18 protein-coding genes are annotated in these 19968 nt (G+C 46.6%); 13 read left to right on the top strand and 5 right to left on the bottom strand.

The annotated features are described in order from the left end of the window. The first annotated feature begins 82 nt into the window (after positions 1-82). A complete protein-coding gene (locus R8O70_RS17835) occupies positions 83-961 on the top strand; it encodes a DMT family transporter (protein WP_017634269.1) in 879 nt (292 codons plus the stop codon). Positions 962-1007: 46 nt separating this feature from the next. Here the strand turns inward: R8O70_RS17835 and R8O70_RS17830 are convergent, their stop codons facing one another. The 5 genes from R8O70_RS17830 to R8O70_RS17810 form a co-directional block, all read right to left on the bottom strand. Further along, a complete protein-coding gene (locus R8O70_RS17830) occupies positions 1008-1916 on the bottom strand; it encodes a hydroxymethylglutaryl-CoA lyase (RefSeq protein ID WP_176311599.1) in 909 nt (302 codons plus the stop codon). Next, positions 1916-2755 carry an enoyl-CoA hydratase-related protein gene (locus R8O70_RS17825; RefSeq protein ID WP_053303724.1) on the bottom strand — a complete coding sequence of 280 codons (840 nt, stop codon included), beginning with the start codon at positions 2753-2755 and terminating at the stop codon, positions 1916-1918. Before R8O70_RS17825 ends, R8O70_RS17830 begins: the two co-directional genes overlap by 1 nt. 29 nt (positions 2756-2784) lie before the next feature. Continuing rightward, entirely contained in the window at positions 2785-4389 is a 1605-nt protein-coding gene (locus R8O70_RS17820; protein WP_158173129.1) for a carboxyl transferase domain-containing protein, read from the bottom strand. A 25-nt stretch (positions 4390-4414) separates the two neighbouring features. Then, positions 4415-5584, bottom strand: coding sequence for an isovaleryl-CoA dehydrogenase (locus R8O70_RS17815; RefSeq protein WP_005375766.1), 1170 nt, complete (start codon positions 5582-5584; stop codon positions 4415-4417). Positions 5585-5650: 66 nt separating this feature from the next. Next, positions 5651-6025, bottom strand: a complete 375-nt coding sequence (locus R8O70_RS17810; protein WP_017821195.1) for a MerR family transcriptional regulator — start codon at positions 6023-6025, stop codon at positions 5651-5653. A gap of 275 nt (positions 6026-6300) precedes the next feature. On the opposite strand from R8O70_RS17810, the gene R8O70_RS17805 reads away from it, so the two are divergent. The 12 genes from R8O70_RS17805 (at position 6301) to cyoE (ending at position 19461) form a co-directional block, all read left to right on the top strand. After that, a complete protein-coding gene (locus tag R8O70_RS17805; protein ID WP_053303721.1) occupies positions 6301-7512 on the top strand; it encodes a thiolase family protein in 1212 nt (403 codons plus the stop codon). Between the two features lie 23 nt (positions 7513-7535). Next, complete coding sequence (locus tag R8O70_RS17800; RefSeq protein WP_258656242.1) at positions 7536-9029, top strand: CoA-acylating methylmalonate-semialdehyde dehydrogenase; 1494 nt, start codon at positions 7536-7538, stop codon at positions 9027-9029. 19 nt (positions 9030-9048) lie between these two features. Beyond that, complete coding sequence (locus tag R8O70_RS17795; RefSeq protein ID WP_318184290.1) at positions 9049-10203, top strand: acyl-CoA dehydrogenase family protein; 1155 nt, start codon at positions 9049-9051, stop codon at positions 10201-10203. Positions 10204-10241: 38 nt separating this feature from the next. Next, a complete protein-coding gene (locus R8O70_RS17790) occupies positions 10242-11027 on the top strand; it encodes an enoyl-CoA hydratase (RefSeq protein WP_005375773.1) in 786 nt (261 codons plus the stop codon). Positions 11028-11035: 8 nt separating this feature from the next. Beyond that, positions 11036-12175: an enoyl-CoA hydratase/isomerase family protein gene (locus R8O70_RS17785; protein WP_017821198.1), complete on the top strand. Its 1140-nt coding sequence runs from the start codon at positions 11036-11038 to the stop codon at positions 12173-12175. 11 nt (positions 12176-12186) lie between these two features. Next, a complete protein-coding gene (gene mmsB, locus R8O70_RS17780) occupies positions 12187-13092 on the top strand; it encodes a 3-hydroxyisobutyrate dehydrogenase (RefSeq protein WP_005375775.1) in 906 nt (301 codons plus the stop codon). 110 nt (positions 13093-13202) lie between these two features. After that, positions 13203-13961 carry an SDR family oxidoreductase gene (locus R8O70_RS17775; protein WP_005375778.1) on the top strand — a complete coding sequence of 253 codons (759 nt, stop codon included), beginning with the start codon at positions 13203-13205 and terminating at the stop codon, positions 13959-13961. A 798-nt stretch (positions 13962-14759) separates the two neighbouring features. Further along, positions 14760-15641 (top strand): ubiquinol oxidase subunit II, encoded by an 882-nt coding sequence (gene cyoA, locus R8O70_RS17770; protein WP_005388604.1) that lies wholly within the window; start codon positions 14760-14762, stop codon positions 15639-15641. A 5-nt stretch (positions 15642-15646) separates the two neighbouring features. Then, positions 15647-17683: a cytochrome o ubiquinol oxidase subunit I gene (gene cyoB / locus R8O70_RS17765; RefSeq protein ID WP_005375781.1), complete on the top strand. Its 2037-nt coding sequence runs from the start codon at positions 15647-15649 to the stop codon at positions 17681-17683. Further along, on the top strand, positions 17673-18275 hold the full coding sequence (gene cyoC / locus R8O70_RS17760; RefSeq protein ID WP_005375782.1) for a cytochrome o ubiquinol oxidase subunit III: 603 nt from the start codon (positions 17673-17675) through the stop codon (positions 18273-18275). The genes cyoB and cyoC overlap by 11 nt, the downstream gene beginning before the upstream one ends. Then, positions 18275-18586, top strand: coding sequence for a cytochrome o ubiquinol oxidase subunit IV (gene cyoD, locus R8O70_RS17755; RefSeq protein ID WP_012842490.1), 312 nt, complete (start codon positions 18275-18277; stop codon positions 18584-18586). Before cyoC ends, cyoD begins: the two co-directional genes overlap by 1 nt. Next, the gene (gene cyoE, locus R8O70_RS17750) at positions 18547-19461 is read left to right on the top strand and encodes a heme o synthase (RefSeq protein WP_017634257.1); all 915 of its coding nucleotides are present in this window, start codon (positions 18547-18549) and stop codon (positions 19459-19461) included. Before cyoD ends, cyoE begins: the two co-directional genes overlap by 40 nt. The last annotated feature ends 507 nt before the right edge of the window (positions 19462-19968 follow it).

The following is a 19968-nucleotide window of genomic DNA, read 5'->3' as shown; positions in this document are numbered from 1 at the left end:
ACAAACCCCTTTCAAATTTACACAAAAGCGCAGTAAAACTCTCTTGCTGCGCTATTGTGTGTTCCATATTTTGTGAGTACTTATGTTTAACTCAGAACGCAAAGCGACGGTTATTCTGGTTGCGACGACGATGATCGCGGCACTTGGCTGGATATTCTCTAAGGAAACAATACAGGGTTTACCACCTTTTGGCTTTATTGGGGCGCGATTTACTATCGCTTCGCTCTGCTTACTGCCTCTATGTTACCGACCTTTGCTGAAAGCAAACTTAAAAGATGTGCTTTCTGCTGGTGGTGTCGGGCTCCTGTTAGGCAGTGCCGTTATGACATGGATTTACGCTATTTCTATCAGTGATACTCTCGGGGAAGGCGCATTTATCATGAGCCTTTCCATGCTGTTTGTGCCGATTGTTGCATGGGTTATGTTTCGTCAACGACCACAACGAATTTTCTGGCTTTCTTTGCCTATCGCTGTATTAGGTCTTGCTTGTCTTTCTTTAGTTGGTGGCTGGAAACAATCGGCCAGTCAATTGTGGTTTCTTGGTGCAGCACTGGTTTTGGCGCTTCATTTTAATGTGAACAGCAAATACTCTCAAAAACTACCTGTGCTGCTGCTTACTTGCGTGCAACTTTTTTCAGCAGGTTGTTTAGGTTTGTTGGTTTCATTTTTTATGGAATCTTTCCCGGTAGAGGTGGACTCCTCTATTTGGTGGTGGTTTGCGTTGAGTACCTTATTAGCGACGAGCTTGCGTTACGTAATGCAAACCATGGGGCAAAAATTTGTTCAGGCAGGTAACGCTGCTCTAATTATGATATTAGAACCAGTTTGGACGGTTATTCTGAGCGTGCTGTGGTATGGCGAAGTACTAACGGCAAATAAACTAGTAGGTTGTGTGCTTATCTTATTTTCTCTAATTATTTATCGTACTGGCGGGCGGTTTCGCTTCCCTACTCGAAAGTAGAGCAAATTAACTTGGGTTGGGAGAATTTGAGGTGCCGGATGGCCTTCTACGAAAGTGATAATACGCGGTTACGCAATGCTAATGACACTTTTGATGTAGGCTGCCGACCCAGCTCTTCGCTGATCATCCAGCCAGCTTTAGCCAGTAGCTCTAAGTCGATCCCTGTTTCTATTCCTAACCCTTGGCACAAATACAGTACATCCTCCGTTGCGACATTTCCTGATGCGCCTTGAGCGTATGGGCATCCACCCAGCCCAGCTACACTACTGTCGATGGTATTGATGCCCATACTCAGTGCCTGATAAATGTTGGTGAGAGCTTGTCCCCATGTGTCGTGGAAATGGACAGCAAGCTGGCGAAGAGGTGCAACCAACATGACGGCTTCCAGCATAGCAGCGATACGGTTTGGCGTGCCTGTACCGATTGTGTCGCCTAGAGACACCTCATAACACCCTAAATCGATGAGTGATTTGACCACGCTCGCCACTTGTTTAGGGGCTGTCGGGCCATCGTAAGGGCAGTCGGCAACGCAGGATAGATAGCCACGAACAGGGATGCCGTGTTTGGTGGCTAATCGCATTACAGGTTCGAAGCGAGTTAGGCTTTCTGCAATCGAGCAATTGATATTGTGTTGGCAGAATCCTTCTGAGGATGAAGTGAAAATTGCGACCTGATTGGCGTCAGCCTCCAACGCTTGTTCTAAGCCTTTTAGGTTTGGAGTCAGGGCAGAGTAGGTAACATGATTTCGCCGTGTTATTGCTTTCATGACCTCTATTGAGTCCGCCATTTGTGGCACCCATTTGGGTGAGACAAAAGAGCCCGCCTCAATATGCGTTAACCCAGTATCAGAGAGTAAGTTGATCAGCCGGATTTTAGTTTGGGTCGCAACAGGAGATTCATTTTGCAACCCATCTCTAGGACCTACTTCGACAATCTTTACTTTGGAAGGTAGCATTACTTGTCCTGTGACTTGGTGACCCAACTTGGGCTACGTTTTTCAAGAAACGCTTGCAGCCCATCTTGACCTTGGGGTGATACTCTAATGTCCGCAATGAGCTTGCTAGTATAGTGAATCAGTTGTTGATCAATGGGGTTTTGATGACATTGATGGCAGAGCGTTTTTGCTTTACGCATCGCATCTGGGCTATTCAGTAGTAAAGTCTTGATTACGCTACCGACCGCACTTTCAAGCTGTTTGGCTTCTTTTACTTCGTGCACAATACCAAACCGTTCGGCATCTTCGGCTGAAATGACTTCACCACTTAAGATATAGCGTCTAGCTTGTCTATTCCCCATCGCGCGCATGACGTAAGGCGCAATGGTTGCTGGAACTAAACCAAGCCTAACTTCACTTAAGCAAAAGTTGGCACTTTGGCTTGCGATGGCGATATCACTACAACAAATCAACCCTAAAGCACCACCATAAGCGGAACCTTGAACAACTGCGATGGTGGGTTGAGGGAACGAATCTAATGTTTCCATGAGTCTTGCCAAGTTTTGGGCATCAACGAAGTTATCTTGCCTCGTGCTGTCGGCCATCGACTGCATCCAATTCAAATCGGCCCCGGATGAAAAATGCTTACCGTTACTTCTTAATACCAAGCACCGCACATCCGTTCGTAAAGCGAGATAATCTAGGCGGTGGATCAGCAAGTCGATCGTACAAGCGTCAAAAGCATTGTGTTTGGCTGTTCTGTTTAAGGTAATGGTCGCTACGCCATTATCATCGACATGCCAAAGAACATCATCTTGCCTTTGGGCGTTGGGAATAATGCTTGGTTGCATTTCCTGCATACTAACTTCCTTAATTCATCTTTGGATGCTTACATTCTGAAGACGCCAAACTCGCTATCAGGAATGGGGGCATTTAATGCTGCCGTTAACGCTTGACTCAACACCTGACGCGTTTTTTTAGGGTCAATAATTCCGTCATCCCATAGCCGAGCACTCGCAAAATAGGGATGTCCTTGTGTTTCATACAAGTCTATGATCGATTCTCTAAAAATGTGCTCTTCTTGCTCTGACCACGCTTCCCCCTGACGTTCCTTCGCGTCTTTTCGAACTTGTGTTAAAACGCCTGCTGCTTGTTCTCCGCCCATCACAGAAATACGCGCGTTCGGCCACATCCACATCATGGTTGGATCATACGCTCGGCCGCACATGCCGTAATTACCAGCGCCGTACGATCCACCGATGATCACGGTAAACTTCGGCACGTCAGCACAAGCGACGGCCATCACTAACTTGGCGCCATGTTTTGCGATGCCTTCTTCTTCAACCTTTTTTCCGACCATAAAGCCGGTAATGTTTTGGAGAAAGAGAAGCGGTATTTTCCGTTTGGCGCACAGCTCAATAAAGTGCGCGCCTTTTTGTGCCGATTCAGAAAACAAGATACCGTTGTTTGCCACAATACCAATCAAGTGTCCTTGAATACGAGCGAAGCCACACACTAGCGTTCTGCCGTACAAGGATTTGAATTCGTCGAAATCAGAATCATCGACGATGCGGGCAATAATTTCTCGAACGTCGAATGACAGTCGTAAGTTGGCATTCACGATTCCGTAGATTTCTTCTGCGTCGTAGCGGGGAGGAAGTACGGTGTTTTCTGGCTTAACAGGTCTTGTTCTATTGGCATTGGCAATGGCTTCTCTCGCAAGCATTAGGGCATGTTCATCATTTTCAGCGTAATAATCTGCGACACCAGATTTCCGACAATGCACGTCTGCACCGCCGAGCTCTTCACCCGTCACGACTTCGCCAGTGGCCGCTTTCACCAAAGGTGGCCCCGCCAAAAAAATGGTGCCTTGCTCTTTAACCATAATGGAGACATCCGCCATGGCAGGAACGTACGCGCCCCCAGCAGTGCAAAGCCCCATCACAACAGCAACTTGGGGAATGCCTTTCGCTGACATTCTCGCTTGGTTAAAGAAAATGCGACCAAAGTGTTCTTTGTCGGGGAAGACGTCGGACTGATGAGGGAGATTTGCTCCACCGGAGTCCACCAAGTACACGCAGGGGAGTTGGCAGCGTTGGGCAATCTCTTGCGCTCTTAGGTGTTTTTTTACCGAGAGTGGGTAGTAGGTTCCACCTTTTACCGAAGCATCGTTGGCGATAACCATGCATTGAATTCCCTCTATGATACCAATGCCGGCGATAACGCCAGCGCATGGGATCGCTTCGTCATACACCTGCCAGGCGGCAAACTGGCTGATTTCAAGAAAGTCAGTGTTGTCATCAAGCAAGCGCGCGATGCGTTCTCGGGCTGGGAGTTTTCCTTTTTGCCTCTGGTGCTGAATGGCTTTTTCACCGCCTCCCTGTTTGATGGTATCGATGTGTTGATTCAGTTGAGTGACCAACGTTTCCATCGCAGCTTTATTGGAAAGAAATAACTCGTCAGTTGGCTTAGTTTTACTTTTGATAATGGCCATAATGACTTCCTTGTCGTATGTTCCGTTAGCGAGATTCTTCGAACAGTTCTCGGCCTATTAACATGCGGCGAATCTCTGAGGTACCCGCGCCGATTTCATAAAGCTTTGCATCACGTAGCAAACGACCAGCAGGGTATTCATTGATGTAGCCATTCCCACCGAGCAACTGGATTGCATCGAGTGCCATTTGTGTGGCGAGTTCTGCACTGTACAAAATCGCGCCAGCGGCGTCTTTGCGTGTTGCGTTACCTCGATCACAAGCCGCTGCGACGGTATATACATACGCTTTTGCTGCACTCATTCGAGAGTACATATCGGCGATCTTGCCCTGAACTAACTGAAACTCGCCAATGGGTTTTCCAAACTGCTCTCGTTCATGTACGTACGGGACCACAATGTCCATGCAAGCTTGCATTATCCCGAGTGGTCCGGCAGCGAGGACGACGCGCTCGTAATCCAGCCCACTCATTAACACCTCGACGCCTTGATTCAACTCGCCAAGAATATTCTCTTTTGGCACTACGCAATGGTTAAATACAAGTTCGCAAGTATTCGAGCCTCTCATGCCTAGCTTGTCCAGCTTTTGAGCATGAGTGAAACCTGCGAAGTTACGTTCAATAATGAATGCGGTAATGCCACGTGAACCTGCGCTGACATCTGTTTTAGCGTAAAGCACCACTACGTCAGCATCGGGCCCGTTTGTTATCCACATTTTGTTGCCATTCAGTACAAAATGGTCGCCCTTGTTCTCCGCTTTCAGTTGCATGCTTATCACGTCTGAACCGGCATTGGGCTCACTCATCGCTAGGGCGCCAACGTGCGTACCATCAATGAGTTTTGGAAGGTATTTTTCGCGTTGAGAAGGCGTGCCGTTACGAAAGATTTGGTTGACGCACAGGTTAGAATGAGCTCCGTAGCTTAAAGCGACAGACGCAGAGGCACGGCTGATTTCTTCCATGGCAACAACATGAGCGAGGTATCCCATGCCTGCACCACCAAGCTCTTCATCGACGGTCACACCAAGCAACCCCATTTCTCCCAACAAAGGCCATAAATGATTCGGGAACTGGTTATCGCGGTCTATCTCAGCGGCGATGGGCGCGATATGTTCCGTAGCAAAGGCATTAACGTGTTCTCGGAGCATATCGATGGTATCACCAAGTCCGAAATTGAGTGGGGTATAGGTGCTTTTCATAACGTCTCCCGGTATCAGAGGTAAGGTGGAAAAGCCTGTAGCGGTGTTGCTAATTGAGTATAGCGTTTATGTCTGCTTGCTTTTGAGTGTTTGAATACAACGCTCCTTAGCGGCATTCAACTCTGCCATAACGACGCTGATGTCGTTGAGTTGTTGCTGTAGGACGGCTTGTTTCTCTTCAATGATATTGAGCATTTTCAATAACTGTCCTTCGGTTTGTTGCATGTCGTAGAGCTCGAAAAGTTCACGAATTTCTGCCAACGAAAAACCGAGTCGTTTCCCTCTTAAAATCAGTTTGAGGCGAATTCTATCCCTGCGTTGATAAACGCGCATATTGCCTTTTCGCTCTGGTTCAATCAGACCCACGTCTTCATAAAACCGGATACTGCGAGTAGTAATATCAAACTCCTTGGCGAGGTCACTGATCTTGTATTTTTCCATAACATACTTACCTCGAATAAAAATCCAGTTTCTGGAAATCGAACCTTAAATGGGAAGGCCGAACATCAACTTTGAAATATAAACGTCTGCTTGGTGTGTTTTTTCATCTCATTGTAAAGGCTAGTGCTATGCTTACGTAAACGTCAAGAAATCGCGGAATGAAAGTTTGTTAGTGAAAAAGGCGATAAAGGCTGGTGTGGCGCTTGGTGAGTAATTCTATGTAGGGTGTCATCAGTCTGCCAAGTGTTCACATATACCTTAAGGGAATGCGAATCATGGGAAAAGACATCTGGATTGTCAGCGCGAAAAGAACGCCAATTGGGCGCTTTCAAGGCAAGTTGCAAACTTACTCTGCTCCTCAATTAGGCGCACTGGCGATCAAGGCGGCAATGCACGAAGTGAATGTGACTTCGGTGGATGAAGTGTTCATGGGATGTGTGCTTCCAGCAGGGTGTGGACAAGCTCCTGCGAGGCAAGCATCTATGGGGGCAGATCTTCCTTTGGGTGTAGGGGGCACCACCATTAACAAAGTGTGTGGCTCTGGCATGAAGAGCGTCATGTTAGCGCACGATCTCATTAAAGCTGGAACGATTCGCTCTGCCATTGCTGGTGGTATGGAAAGTATGACCAATGCGCCGTATTTGCTGAGGGAGGCGAGAAAGGGAATGCGTATGGGGCACCAGTCTGCGTATGACCACATGTTTCTCGATGGGCTACAAGATGCTTACGAAGGGCACTTAATGGGTGTTTATGCTCAGCAAGTCGCTGACAGGCTTAAGTTCACCAGAGAGCAAATGGATGAATGGGCCGTGATGTCGGCAAAACGTGCGTTGGAAGCTCAAGAGCGAGGCTTGTTTGCCGATGAACTTTCGCCGGTTTCACTCAATACCAAGTCAGAACAAGCGGTGCTGGACTACGATGAGCACCCACGCTCGATTGACCTTGGTAAAATTCCTCAACTCAAACCTGCATTCGATGAAAAAGGTACGGTGACCGCTGCTAATTCGAGTGCCATTTCAGATGGCGCGGCGGCTCTTGTGCTTATGGATGAAGACACTGCGCGTCATCAGGGGCTTAAACCACTTGCGATCATCAAGGCGCACTCTACACATGCCAGAAAACCTGCAGAATTTACTTTGGCACCCGTCTACGCAATTGAGCAACTGCTGTTCCAGCTAGATTGGTCAATTTATGAAGTGGACCTGTGGGAAATCAATGAAGCCTTTGCCGTTGTGACACAAATAGCGGTGGCGGAACTTGGGCTTGATACGAGCAAAGTAAATATTAAAGGTGGAGCCTGTGCACTTGGGCATCCGATAGGGGCTAGTGGCGCACGAATTCTGGTGACATTGATTCACAGTTTGCGTCAGCTACAAGCGCTAGGCACCAATGGTGATCTCGAAGCCAAAAAAGTGATGCGGGGTGTTGCGTCACTTTGTATCGGTGGTGGAGAAGCCACGGCGATAGGCATTGAAATACCGCTTTAATTGAAATCAGAAAGGAGTAAATGATGACTCGTTTGGTTCCCTTGTTTATTGGTGGCGAGTTTCGTGAATCTCAAACATCGGATTGGGTTGAGGTAACCAATCCTGCCACTAATGATGTCATTGCGTACGTTCCATGTTCCACAGAGCACGAGATGGAAGCTGCCATTGATAATGCGAAAGAGACATTCCAATCCTGGAAGGAAGTGGCAGTATCCGAGCGTGCCAGAGTCATGCTTCGTTATCAGCACTTGCTCAAAGAGCATCATGATGAGCTTGCCACACTGCTTTCTCATGAAACGGGTAAGATTTTAGCGGATGCTAAAGGCGATGTGTGGCGTGGTATCGAGGTGGTTGAGCAGGCGGCAAACATTGCTAGCAACATGATGGGCGAAACCGTCGAAAACGTTGCCACGGATATTGATAGTTACTCAATGATTCAGCCCCTAGGTGTGTGTTGCGGCATTACGCCATTTAACTTTCCTGCCATGATTCCGTTGTGGATGTTCCCAATCGCTATCGCTGCGGGCAATACATTTGTGCTTAAACCCTCCGAACAAGTGCCATTGACCTCTATTCGTTTAGCTGAATTATTTGAGCAAGCTGGCGCGCCGAAAGGAGTGTTGCAGATCGTTCATGGCCGCAAAGAGCAAGTCGACTTTCTTCTGGCTCATCCTGATATTCGAGCGGTGTCATTTGTTGGCTCGGTTCCCGTTGCCCGTTATATCTACACCACAGGGACTAAACATTTTAAACGGGTTCAAGCTTTTGCTGGTGCAAAGAATCACATGGTGATCATGCCTGATGCAAACAAAGATCAAGTGGTGAATAACCTAATCGGAGCCTCCGTAGGGGCTGCGGGGCAACGCTGTATGGCAATTTCTGTTGCGGTATTTGTCGGCGATTCAAAACAATGGATTGCAGACCTGAAACTGGCGATGGCGAAAGTACACCCAGGGCCTTGGGATGATGAACAGGCTGCTTATGGCCCACTGATCAGTGAGCAAGCCAAACAACGCGTATTGGGCCTAATCGAAGATGGCAAACAACAAGGCGCAGTGTGTGAACTCGATGGCAGTCAGTGTGAAGTGGACGGCTTTCCCGATGGAAACTGGATTGGCCCAACCTTGTTTAGCGGTGTAACAGCGAACATGTCGATTTACACGCAAGAGATATTTGGCCCTGTTTTAGTTTGTATGGAAGTCGAAACGTTGCAAGAGGCCATTGAGTTGGTGAATCGCAACCCTTACGGCAACGGAACTTCTATATTTACCGCTAATGGCGCTGCTGCGAGAAAATATCAGCATGACATTCAAGTCGGTCAAGTGGGGATTAATGTGCCAATTCCAGTCCCTTTACCATTTTTCTCCTTTACTGGTTGGAGAGGCAGTTTCTATGGTGATTTACATGCGTATGGTAAACAAGCAGTGCGTTTTTATACCGAGACCAAAACGGTGACGGCGCGTTGGTTTGATGACGATATTCCAACGGGGCTCAATCTGACCATCCAACTGCGCTGAGTGAATAAAAGGAGCTTTTATGGACTTTGAACTTAATGAAGATCAACGTGCATTTGCCGATACCGCTCAACAATTTGCCGATGAGCGTTTAGCACCGATGGCGGCGGAGTGGGATGAAAAGCAGATTTTCCCCAAAGACGTATTGAGAGAGGCGGGGGAACTAGGGTTTCTCAGTCTCTACACTCCAGAAGCGCAAGGTGGCCTAGGGCTGAGTCGCTTGGATGCTTCAATTATCTTTGAACAACTGGCCATGGGATGTACGTCCACTACGGCGTTTATGACGATTCACAACATGGTCAGTTGGATGATAGCCAGTTTTGCTACCGATGAAGCCAAAACGCAGTTCTGTCCGAAATTAGTTACGGGGGAGTGGTTAGGCTCCTATTGCTTAACTGAGCCTAACGCAGGATCAGACGCCGCTGCACTGACCACTTCCGCTACAAAAAAGGGAGATAAGTATGTCATCAACGGCGGCAAAACCTTTATCTCTGGCGCAGGAGAGACAGATGTTTTGGTCGTGATGGCGCGAACCGGAGAAGCGGGTGCCAAAGGCGTGTCCGCATTTGTTATTCCTGCTCACGCTGATGGTATCAGCTATGGGCGCAAAGAACCCAAAATGGGTTGGAACAGCCAACCAACACGAGCGGTTACTTTTGAAAATGTCGTTATTCCAGCTAGCCATTTACTGGGCGAAGAAGGGCAAGGTTTTGTCTTTGCGATGAAAGGGCTTGATGGAGGGCGTATAAATATTGCGACCTGTTCCGTCGGTACGGCTCAACAGGCCCTTGAACGGGCGGCACGGTACATTCAAGAACGTAAGCAGTTCGGCAAGTCGCTTGCGCAGTTTCAAGCCTTACAATTCAAATTGGCAGACATGGCAACAGAGCTAGTGGCTGCGCGGCAGTTAGTGCGCTATGCCGCCAGTAAACTCGACCGAAATGACCCGGATGCCACGGCTTATTGTGCGATGGCAAAACGGTTCGCAACTGATGTGGGCTTTCAGGTTTGCGACCAAGCGCTGCAGCTTTATGGCGGCTATGGTTACATCAAAGAGTATCCAATGGAGCGTCATTTCAGAGATGTGCGTGTGCATCAAATTCTGGAGGGAACGAACGAAATCATGCGCTTGATCATCGCGCGCCGTTTGCTCTCTGAGGAATCGGCCTTGCTGTAGCGAAGTATTGGATTTGCTCATTGAGAAAGGATTCAGATATGCCATTAACCCAAACTGCCATTCAACATACGATCGCTAATCACGTTGCGCTGGTGACGATGAACAACCCGCCAGCCAATACGTGGACAGCAGAGAGTCTCAAGGCACTGAAATCGCTGATACTCACACTTAACGATGATAACCAGGTTTATTCACTGGTTTTAACTGGCAGTGGAGAAAAGTTTTTCTCTGCTGGTGCGGATCTCAAGTTGTTTTCTGACGGTGACAAAGCGGTTGCGTCAGACATGGCGCGATGCTTTGGTGAAGCCTTTGAAACGCTCTCGGAATTTCGTGGTGTTTCCATTGCCGCCATTAATGGTTACGCCATGGGCGGAGGGTTAGAAGTGGCATTAGCTTGTGATATTCGAGTCGTTGAAGAGCAAGCGGTACTTGCTTTACCAGAAGCCAAAGTCGGACTTTTGCCCTGTGCTGGTGGTACCCAAAACCTCACAGCGTTAGTGGGGGAAGGCTGGGCAAAGCGCATCATTTTATGTGGAGAGCAAGTCAGCGCTGACAAAGCAAAAGAACTAGGCCTAGTTGAGGAGTTGGTTCCCAAAGGCGAAGCTTTAAGTAAAGCGCTGGAGCTTGCTGAATCTGTTGCGAACCAGTCACCATCTTCTGTCGCCGCATGTAAGGCGCTCATTCAAAATATGCGCTCTGCGCCACTTAAGCACGGCTTAATGAAAGAGCGAGAGTTATTTCTGAATCTTTTTGATACGGAAGATCAAGTTGAGGGTGTTCGCGCCTTTTTAGAAAAACGCCCACCGCAATGGAAAAACCGATAGGAGGCCACATGGCAGGGATGGTAACCATTAGTGAAATAGAGTGCTTAGATGGCGTGCACCGCATTGGTATCGCAACGTTAGAAAACACCGCTTCATTGAATGCATTGACGTATGACATGTTGGTCCAACTCAACGATCAGCTTATCAAGTGGCAAGATGATCCACATATGGCTTGTGTGGTACTGACTGGCGCTGGAGAAAAAGCATTCTGTGCTGGTGGTGATGTTCGAGCTATGTATCACGTCATGCATAACGAGAGTAAAGAAAAAATCGTAGAGTTCTGTACGAACTATTTCTCGTTGGAGTATGAGTGTGACTATCTCATCCACACTTACAACAAACCCATTATCGGTTGGGGAGAAGGTATTGTCATGGGCGGTGGGATGGGGCTTTTTATGGGAACCAGCCATAAAGTTGTGACAACAACATCACGCCTTGCTATGCCAGAAATCAATATCGGACTGTATCCTGATGTGGGAGGTACGTGGTTTTTAAGCCAGATAGATCCGCAAGTGGGCTTATTCCTCGGATTGACAGGTTCAATGGTAAATTCAAGTGACGCTGTCACTATTGGTTTGGCCGATTGGTTACTGTTGGAAGAGCAGTATCCCACCTTACTGGATGAGCTAAAGCGGCTCCAGTGGGGCAAAGAAGATGCGAAAGAGTTGGTAACTGCGCTACTACAATTAATGGAAGAACAGGTTATTGATAGCAAACCAACCACGCAAATTTGTCCATACTTAGATCAGATAGAGGAAGCGTGCAAAGGCTTTGATCTTAATGCGATAGCACAGCGAATCATGGCTATCGACGGGAACAGTCAGTGGATAGAAAACGCGAAACAAACGTTCGCATCGGGCAGTCCGATCACCGCGCATATTTGCTTTAGACAAGTGAAAGAGTACCACAGCTTACCGCTTGCAGATTGCTTCCGTTTAGAGTTGAGTTTGTCGGTTCGCAGTGCCTTATTAGGTGAGTTTAAAGAGGGCGTCCGTTCTCGGCTCATTGACCGGGATGGCGAGCCGAGCTGGATATTTAACAGTGTCAGTGAAGTCGATGAAGATGTTATCGATACTTTGTTTACCTCGCTTTGGTCAGATAACGAGCATCCGCTTGCTAATTTGGGTGAACAAACACTAGGTCAATAAGGAGAATGATCATGAGTACCATCGCATTTATCGGTTTAGGAAGGATGGGGCATCCTATGGCGCAAAACTTACTCGCGTCTGGATTTAACGTGCAAGTATTCGATGTCGATAGCGAAGCCGCAAAGCAACTAGTACCTTTTGGTGCGGTGGTGGCGAGCTCTATCGAAGAGGTAGTAGATGGTGCTAGCACAGTCATCACGATGCTACCAGCAGGGTCTCACGTTCGTTCCGTGTATCTTGGTGACTTACACGGTGGCGTAGGTGTCCTCAATCTTGTCTCGCCAAGTACCTTGATGATTGATTGTTCAACCATTGATCCGGACTCTGCGCGATTAGTCGCCAATGAAGCGGCAAATAAACGCGTGTTGTTTGTCGACGCGCCCGTTTCGGGGGGCGTTGCTGGCGCTAAAGCGGCGACATTAACCTTTATTGTTGGTGGTTCGGATCAAGCGTTTTCTAAAGCCAATGCGATTTTGCAGTATATGGGAAAAAATGTTTTCCATGCTGGCAAAGCAGGCGATGGTCAAATGGCAAAAATCTGTAACAACCTTATGCTCGGCATTTTAATGTCTGGTACGTGCGAGGCATTAAACCTAGGTATCGATCATGGACTCGATCCAAAAGTGCTATCAAACATCATGCTGCAAAGCTCTGGCCGAAATTGGGCATTGGAGCTTTACAATCCTTGCCCAGGCGTGATGGACAGTGCGCCAGCCAGTCACGATTACCAACCGGGCTTTATGAGCAAACTCATGCTAAAAGATCTCGGCTTGGGGTTAGATGCGGCGTTACAAACACATTCTTCGGTTCCGATGGGGTCGTTAGCGCGCAACTTATATTCTTTCCACAACGCGAGCGGCCACGGCGAGCTCGATTTCTCAAGCTTATTTGAGTTATACAAGAGTAAGAAAGGCTAGACCGAGTTTTGTGACAAACCAGCCCGAGATGGTGACGTAAAATGCGCATCATTTCGGCCAACTTAGACTGGTTGAGGTATAGAACATTACGAGCTATGGAGTGCACCAATATGGACATAAAAAGTAGTGTTATTGCCATTACAGGAGCAGGGCAGGGGCTTGGGCAAATGATGGCCATTACCCTTGCTCAAGCTGGCGCTGATTTAGCGTTATTGGATGTAAACGCCAGTGGCTTAATGGAAACACAAGAGCAGTGTCGAATGCTGAGTGCGAAAGCGTTGACATATCAAGTGGATGTCACCAACGAAATCGATGTTGAAACCACGTTTGAAGCGATTATCCAAGATTTTGGTCAACTCAATGGGTTAGTCAATAACGCTGGCGTGTTAAGAGATGGGTTACTTGTAAAAGCAAAAGATGGCGTGATCAGTAAGATGTCTTTAGATCAATTCAATTTGGTCATGAACGTTAACGTGACAGGAACATTTTTGTGTGGGCGTGAAGCTGCCGTCAAGATGATTGAGAGTGGCTCCCAAGGCGTTATCATCAATATTTCTAGTGTTGCGAGAGCAGGGAATATCGGACAAACCAATTATTCTGCGTCAAAAGCGGCGGTCGCGACCATGGCGACAACATGGGCCCGTGAGCTCGCAAGATACGGTATTCGCGCGGCGGCGGTTGCACCAGGTGTAGTTCATACCGCGATGGCAGAGCAAATGAAACCAGAAGCCATAGAGCGATTAGAAAAGATGATCCCAGTTGGCAGGATGGGCGAAACAAGCGAAATCGCGCATGCAGTAAAATACATTATTGAGAGTGATTACTTTACTGGCAGGGTTTTAGAAGTGGATGGCGGTATTCGTATGTAAGTGACCACTTAAATAAGGCTCTGATAGACCTGAATAATAAGTTTCTTTCCATTTCAACATTTTCTATGTTGTGGAGTGCTAATTCTGCGCAACCCAAATGTATTTACAACTTATGTTTGGATTTACCTTGAGAATGATTTCTCGCAATCCAATAAAGAGATGTAAATACCACTCAAATATTAAGTGAAATCATTAATTTGATGCTGATCACACTTTTGGTTTTTTAGTTTCCGCTTCTCATTAAGGCTATCTGCGTAAATGAAGTTGATAGTCAGTCTCATCAATTTTAAGTTTCAACTATTTGTTTTTAAATAATTAATTGTTGAAGCACGAGAAATTCGTGTTGAGGTTGATATTCGATTTAAAGTGTGTAACTTCCATTAATGGAAGGTTAGTTTCCAGTTGTGGCTAATGAGCTTTAACTTTTTACTCCTCATAATGCGCCAAATGTAACATAGTGTTTCAAAGTGTAACAATAAACTCACACTAAGAGTGTGGTTTTGATCTCCACTCAATTCCGTTTTGTTTCGCTCTGAGCCCGACGTTACTCATGCTCAACACATAAACATTCTAATGACTATAACAACTGGTTCTTGGCTTGATACCAATCGTATCGTAGCAAATAACGGTTCATTCTAGCTGGTTAAATGCTTGATGACGAAGTTGAAAAATTGTAAGTAGAATAACTACTTATCGAAGTTTTTTCTTGTTCTCATACATTACCTCTGCGCTATTTGTGAGCTTTTATTTACTTTGATTGGCATCTGCTTTGAAACCAGACAACCATCGAGAAAGTTAATGGAAGCCTCAAGATATAAACGCATCTTGTCGAGGGGAAGTTTGGCGTCCGTCATACTTATGCTCTCAGGATGTAATTCAGCTTTACTTGACCCCAAAGGTGCCATTGGTGTGCAAGAAAAAGAGTTAATTATTACTGCTCTTTTGCTGATGTTGATCGTTGTAATCCCTGTGATTTTAATGACGATTTACTTCGCTTACCGATACCGCGCCTCTAACACTGAAGAAGAGTACGCACCCGAGTGGTCACACTCGACCAAAATCGAAGTGGTGGTATGGACAATTCCAATCATCATCATTGCGATTCTTGCGACGATCACATGGCGTTCAACTCATGAACTAGAGCCATCCAAACCTTTGGAAAGTGATGTTAAACCAATGACCATCGAAGTGGTGTCACTCGATTGGAAATGGTTGTTCATATATCCAGAAGAAAACATTGCGACGGTGAACTATGTGGCGTTCCCGAAAGACGTGCCAGTGCAGTTCAAACTGACTTCGGACAACATCATGAACGCGTTTTTCATCCCTCGCTTAGGTACACAGATCTACGCGATGCCAGGAATGGTAACCAAGCTCAACCTGATAGCGAACCACGAAGGTGACTACAAGGGTTTTGCATCGAACTACAGCGGCGAAGGCTTTTCGCAAATGAAGTTCACAGCTTCAGCAATGTCTGATCGTGCTGCGTTCCTAAATTGGGTGCAGAAAGTGAAGGCGAGCCCTGATCGTATTGAAGATTGGGAGCAATACAGCTCACTGGCAGCGCCAAGTATCGCAGAGCCAGTCACTTTGTTCTCTAGCGTTCCTCCGTTCTTGTTCACCGACGTTGTGACTCAGCATCCTGGTTCAATGAACTGTTTGCCTGAAAACCAAGGATAATCGTAATGTTTGGAAGATTAACTCTTGATTCAGTTCCATTCCACGAACCTATTATCGTCATCACCCTAGCGGTTGTGGCGCTGGTTGGTTTAGCCGTAGTTTACGCGGTGACCAAAGCCGGAAAGTGGCAATATTTGTGGAATGAATGGTTTACTTCAGTAGACCATAAAAAACTTGGCTTCATGTACATCGCAGTAGCGATGGTGATGCTTGTTCGTGGTTTTGCTGACGCAGTCATGATGCGTAGTCAGCAACTCCTTTCTTCTGCGGGTGAAGCAGGTTACTTGCCACCGCATCACTACGATCAAATTTTTACTGCCCACGGCGTGATCATGATCTTTTTTGTAGCGATGCCATTGGTCATTGGTTTGATGAACATCATCGTGCCATTGCAGATTGGTGCACGTGACGTGGCTTTCCCGTATCTGAATAACTTGAGCTTCTGGCTGTTTGTTGTTGGTGTCATCCTAACAAACATGTCTCTCGGCTTAGGTGAATTTGGTCGTACAGGTTGGCTAGCGTATCCGCCGCTTTCAGGTATTGAGGCAAGCCCAGGAGTCGGGGTCGACTATTGGATTTGGGCGCTGCAGATATCAGGTGTTGGTACGACGTTAACAGGCGTGAACTTCTTCGCGACCATTTTGCGTATGCGTACACCGTCTATGCCAATGATGAAGATGCCAGTTTTCACTTGGGCGTCTCTGTGTGCAAACATTTTGATCATCATTTCATTCCCAATCCTAACGGTGACTATCGCTCTGCTTACGCTGGATAGATACCTAGGCATGCACTTCTTTACCAATGATCTTGGCGGCAACGTAATGATGTACGTCAACCTGATTTGGGCTTGGGGTCACCCAGAAGTGTACATTTTGATCTTGCCAATTTTTGGTGTGTTCTCAGAAGTCACCGCAACCTTCTCACGTAAAAAGTTGTTCGGTTACACATCGCTAGTTTGGGCTACCGTAGTTATCACGATTCTTGCCTTTGTTGTTTGGCTACACCACTTCTTTACGATGGGGTCTGGCGCGAACGTAAATGCCTTCTTCGGTATTGCCACGATGATCATTTCTATCCCAACAGGGGTGAAGATCTTCAACTGGCTATTCACCATGTACAAAGGCCGCATCCGCTTTACGACGCCAATGATGTGGACGGTGGGTTTCCTGATCACCTTTACTGTTGGTGGTATGACGGGCGTACTAATGGCTGTTCCGGGTGCAGATTTCGTTCTGCATAACTCAGTATTCCTTATCGCTCACTTCCACAACGTTATCATCGGTGGTGTGGTGTTTGGATGTTTCGCTGCGATCACTTACTGGTTCCCGAAAGCGACCGGTTTCACCATGAATGAAACTTGGGGCAAACGTGCGTTCTATCTTTGGATTATTGGTTTCTTAATGGCGTTCCTACCGCTTTATGCGCTGGGCTTTATGGGGATGACTCGTCGTTTAAGCCAAGACATCAACCCAGAATACTTCCCACTGTTGTCGATTGCCGCAGCAGGTACGGTTGTGATTGCGCTGGGCGTATTGTCTCAGTTCATCCAAATTTACGTGAGTATCCGTGACCGCGAGCAAAATCGTGATTTAACTGGTGACCCGTGGGGTGGACGTACTCTTGAGTGGGCAACATCGTCTCCACCGCCGTTCTACAACTTTGCGCACCTACCAAAAGGTGATGTGCTGGATGCCTTCTGGTACCAGAAACAAAGTGGCGAGTTCGATCCAACTAAAGAAGTGGAATACGAACGTATTCATATGCCAAAAAACACGGCAACAGGCATCTACGTGTCGGCTTGGTCGCTCCTATTTGGCTTCGGCATGATTTGGTACATCTGGTGGCTAGCGGCGGCAAGTTTGGTCGGTATTATCGTGACGTGTATTCAGCATAGCTATAACGATGATGTGGATTACTACGTGGAAGTTGAAGAGATCAAAGCAATTGAGGCCGAACGTCGAGCTCAGCTTGAAGAAGCGAAGAAAAACTCAGTGAAAGACAGCGAAAGTAAAGATGATCTGGAGGTGACGTATGCAAACTAATATCGCAGCACATCACGACCATGATCACCACCATGACACGAATGGCAACAAGCTATTTGGCTTCTGGGTTTACCTGATGAGTGACTGTGTACTGTTTGCGACCTTGTTCGCGACATACGCTGTGCTGTCGAGCAATTCAATTGCGGGCCCAACAGGTAAAGACATTTTTGAACTCCCATTCGTGTTTGTCGAAACCATGCTGCTTCTGTTTAGCAGTATCACATTTGGTTTTGGCATTATCGCGATGAAGCGCAACAACGTTGCTGGTCTCAAACGTTGGATGTTAGTCACGTTCGCGCTTGGTCTTGGCTTTATCTGTATGGAGGTCTATGAGTTCCATCACCTGATTGAAGAAGGCTATGGGCCACAAACAAGTGCATTCCTATCGGCATTCTTTACGTTGGTTGGTACGCACGGCCTGCACGTAACCTTTGGTCTGATTTGGTTAGCGGTAGCGTATCATCAACTGTCGACGAAAGGTCTGAACGACAATATGGCAATGCGCTTTAACTGCTTAAGCCTATTCTGGCACTTTCTAGATATCGTTTGGATTTGTGTCTTTACCATCGTTTACTTACTGGGGGTAATGTAATGGATCAACATGTAGAAACCAGTGCGTCAGATTACGTGAAAGGCTTTATTGCCTCACTGATTCTGACGGTAATTCCGTTCTACTTTGTTTGGACGAAATCATTACCAGATACAACGACCTATGCGATTCTATTTGGATGTGCATTAGTGCAGATATTTGTTCACTTTAAATACTTCTTGCACATGGAAACAAAAACATCCGACGGACGTTGGAACCTTGTATCACTGATGTTTACCGCCATTGTTGTACTTATCCTTATCGCTGGCTCGGTATGGATCATCTACAACATGAACGTCAACATGAAGTTGTAGGTCAAGGTATGCTGAAAAGTTATTTGTCTATCACTAAACCGGGCATTATTTTCGGCAACCTGATTTCTGTTGCGGCGGGGTTCTTCCTCGCCGCAAAAACAGAACCAGCCAGTCTAATGCTGTTCGTTACGACGTTAGTTGGTGTTGGGTTAGTCATCGCTTCAGGTTGTGTGGTGAATAATATTTTCGATCGTGATATCGACCAAAAGATGGCACGTACACGAAATCGTGAAACAGTGAAAGGCAACATCAATATCGATATTGCGTTTGTTTATGCACTTGCTTTATTGCTGGTAGGAACCGCACTGTTATTTATCCGAGTGAACCCACTATCCGCTGTCGTCGTGTTGCTTGGCTACGTGTATTACGTGTTCTTTTACACGATGTGGTACAAACGTAACTCGGTGTATGGAACCTTAGTGGGAAGTATCTCAGGCGCAGTTCCGCCATTGGTGGGTTACTTGGCGGTAACAAACTTCATTAGCTTGGAAGCGATTTTACTCTTTACCATGTTCTGTCTCTGGCAAATGCCGCACTCTTATGCCATTGCCATGTTCCGCATGCAAGACTACCGAGAAGCCGGGATTCCCGTATTGCCAGTTAAAGAAGGCATTCATAAAGCGCATCGACACATGAAAGCGTATGTCGTGGCGTTTGGAGCAGTATCGTTGGGGTTATTTTTACTAGGTGAAGCCGGGTATGAATACTTAGCGGTTGCAGCGGTTGTTTGCTTTATGTGGACGAAAGTGACCTTTCGCAGCATTGATGACAACAACTACATCGCTTGGTCAAAGTCGGTGTTTAAAGTCTCACTGCTAGTGGTGATGGGGATCAGTGGTGTGCTTGGCGTCGAGTTGATTCCTCTAGCTCTGTAACAACCAAACCTAAGCGTTTGCTACGCGCTAATATCTTTTGCTGCTGAATGCATCAATGGCCTTACCTAGAAGTAAGGTCATTTAACTTTCTATTGTCCTTTATTTTCCCTGTTTTTCCTGTTCCTCCTCTAGCTTCACTATCACGTATTCATATCTAAAAGCAAAAACAACCAGTGTGTAAAACATAGTGAAGCACGTTTGCGCTGACGCGTAATAATGCCAAGAGATAGTGACTATTAAGCTAAAAAGTATAAACAGCGCAATAACTCTACTTACCATATGAGAATTCAATATCGATAGTTTGTAATGTAAACATTTGGGGGGGAGTGCTAGTTCCCATAGCAGCATACAAACTAACAATGTGAATGTTTGAGTTGAATCACCAGCTAACGAAATACACAAGTTTTACGACTGAAAGTGGGTGAGGAAGCATCTTAGCTCCAGTGAAATGAACACGATTAAGAATCATCCTTTTACATAATCTAAAAACTCACCAAACCTTAACCC

Source organism: Vibrio sp. 779(2023), from assembly GCF_033344285.1.
Lineage (GTDB): Bacteria > Pseudomonadota > Gammaproteobacteria > Enterobacterales > Vibrionaceae > Vibrio > Vibrio alginolyticus.
Note: the sequence above shows the minus strand (reverse complement) of the source record. Positions and strands in the feature narration are given on the sequence as shown.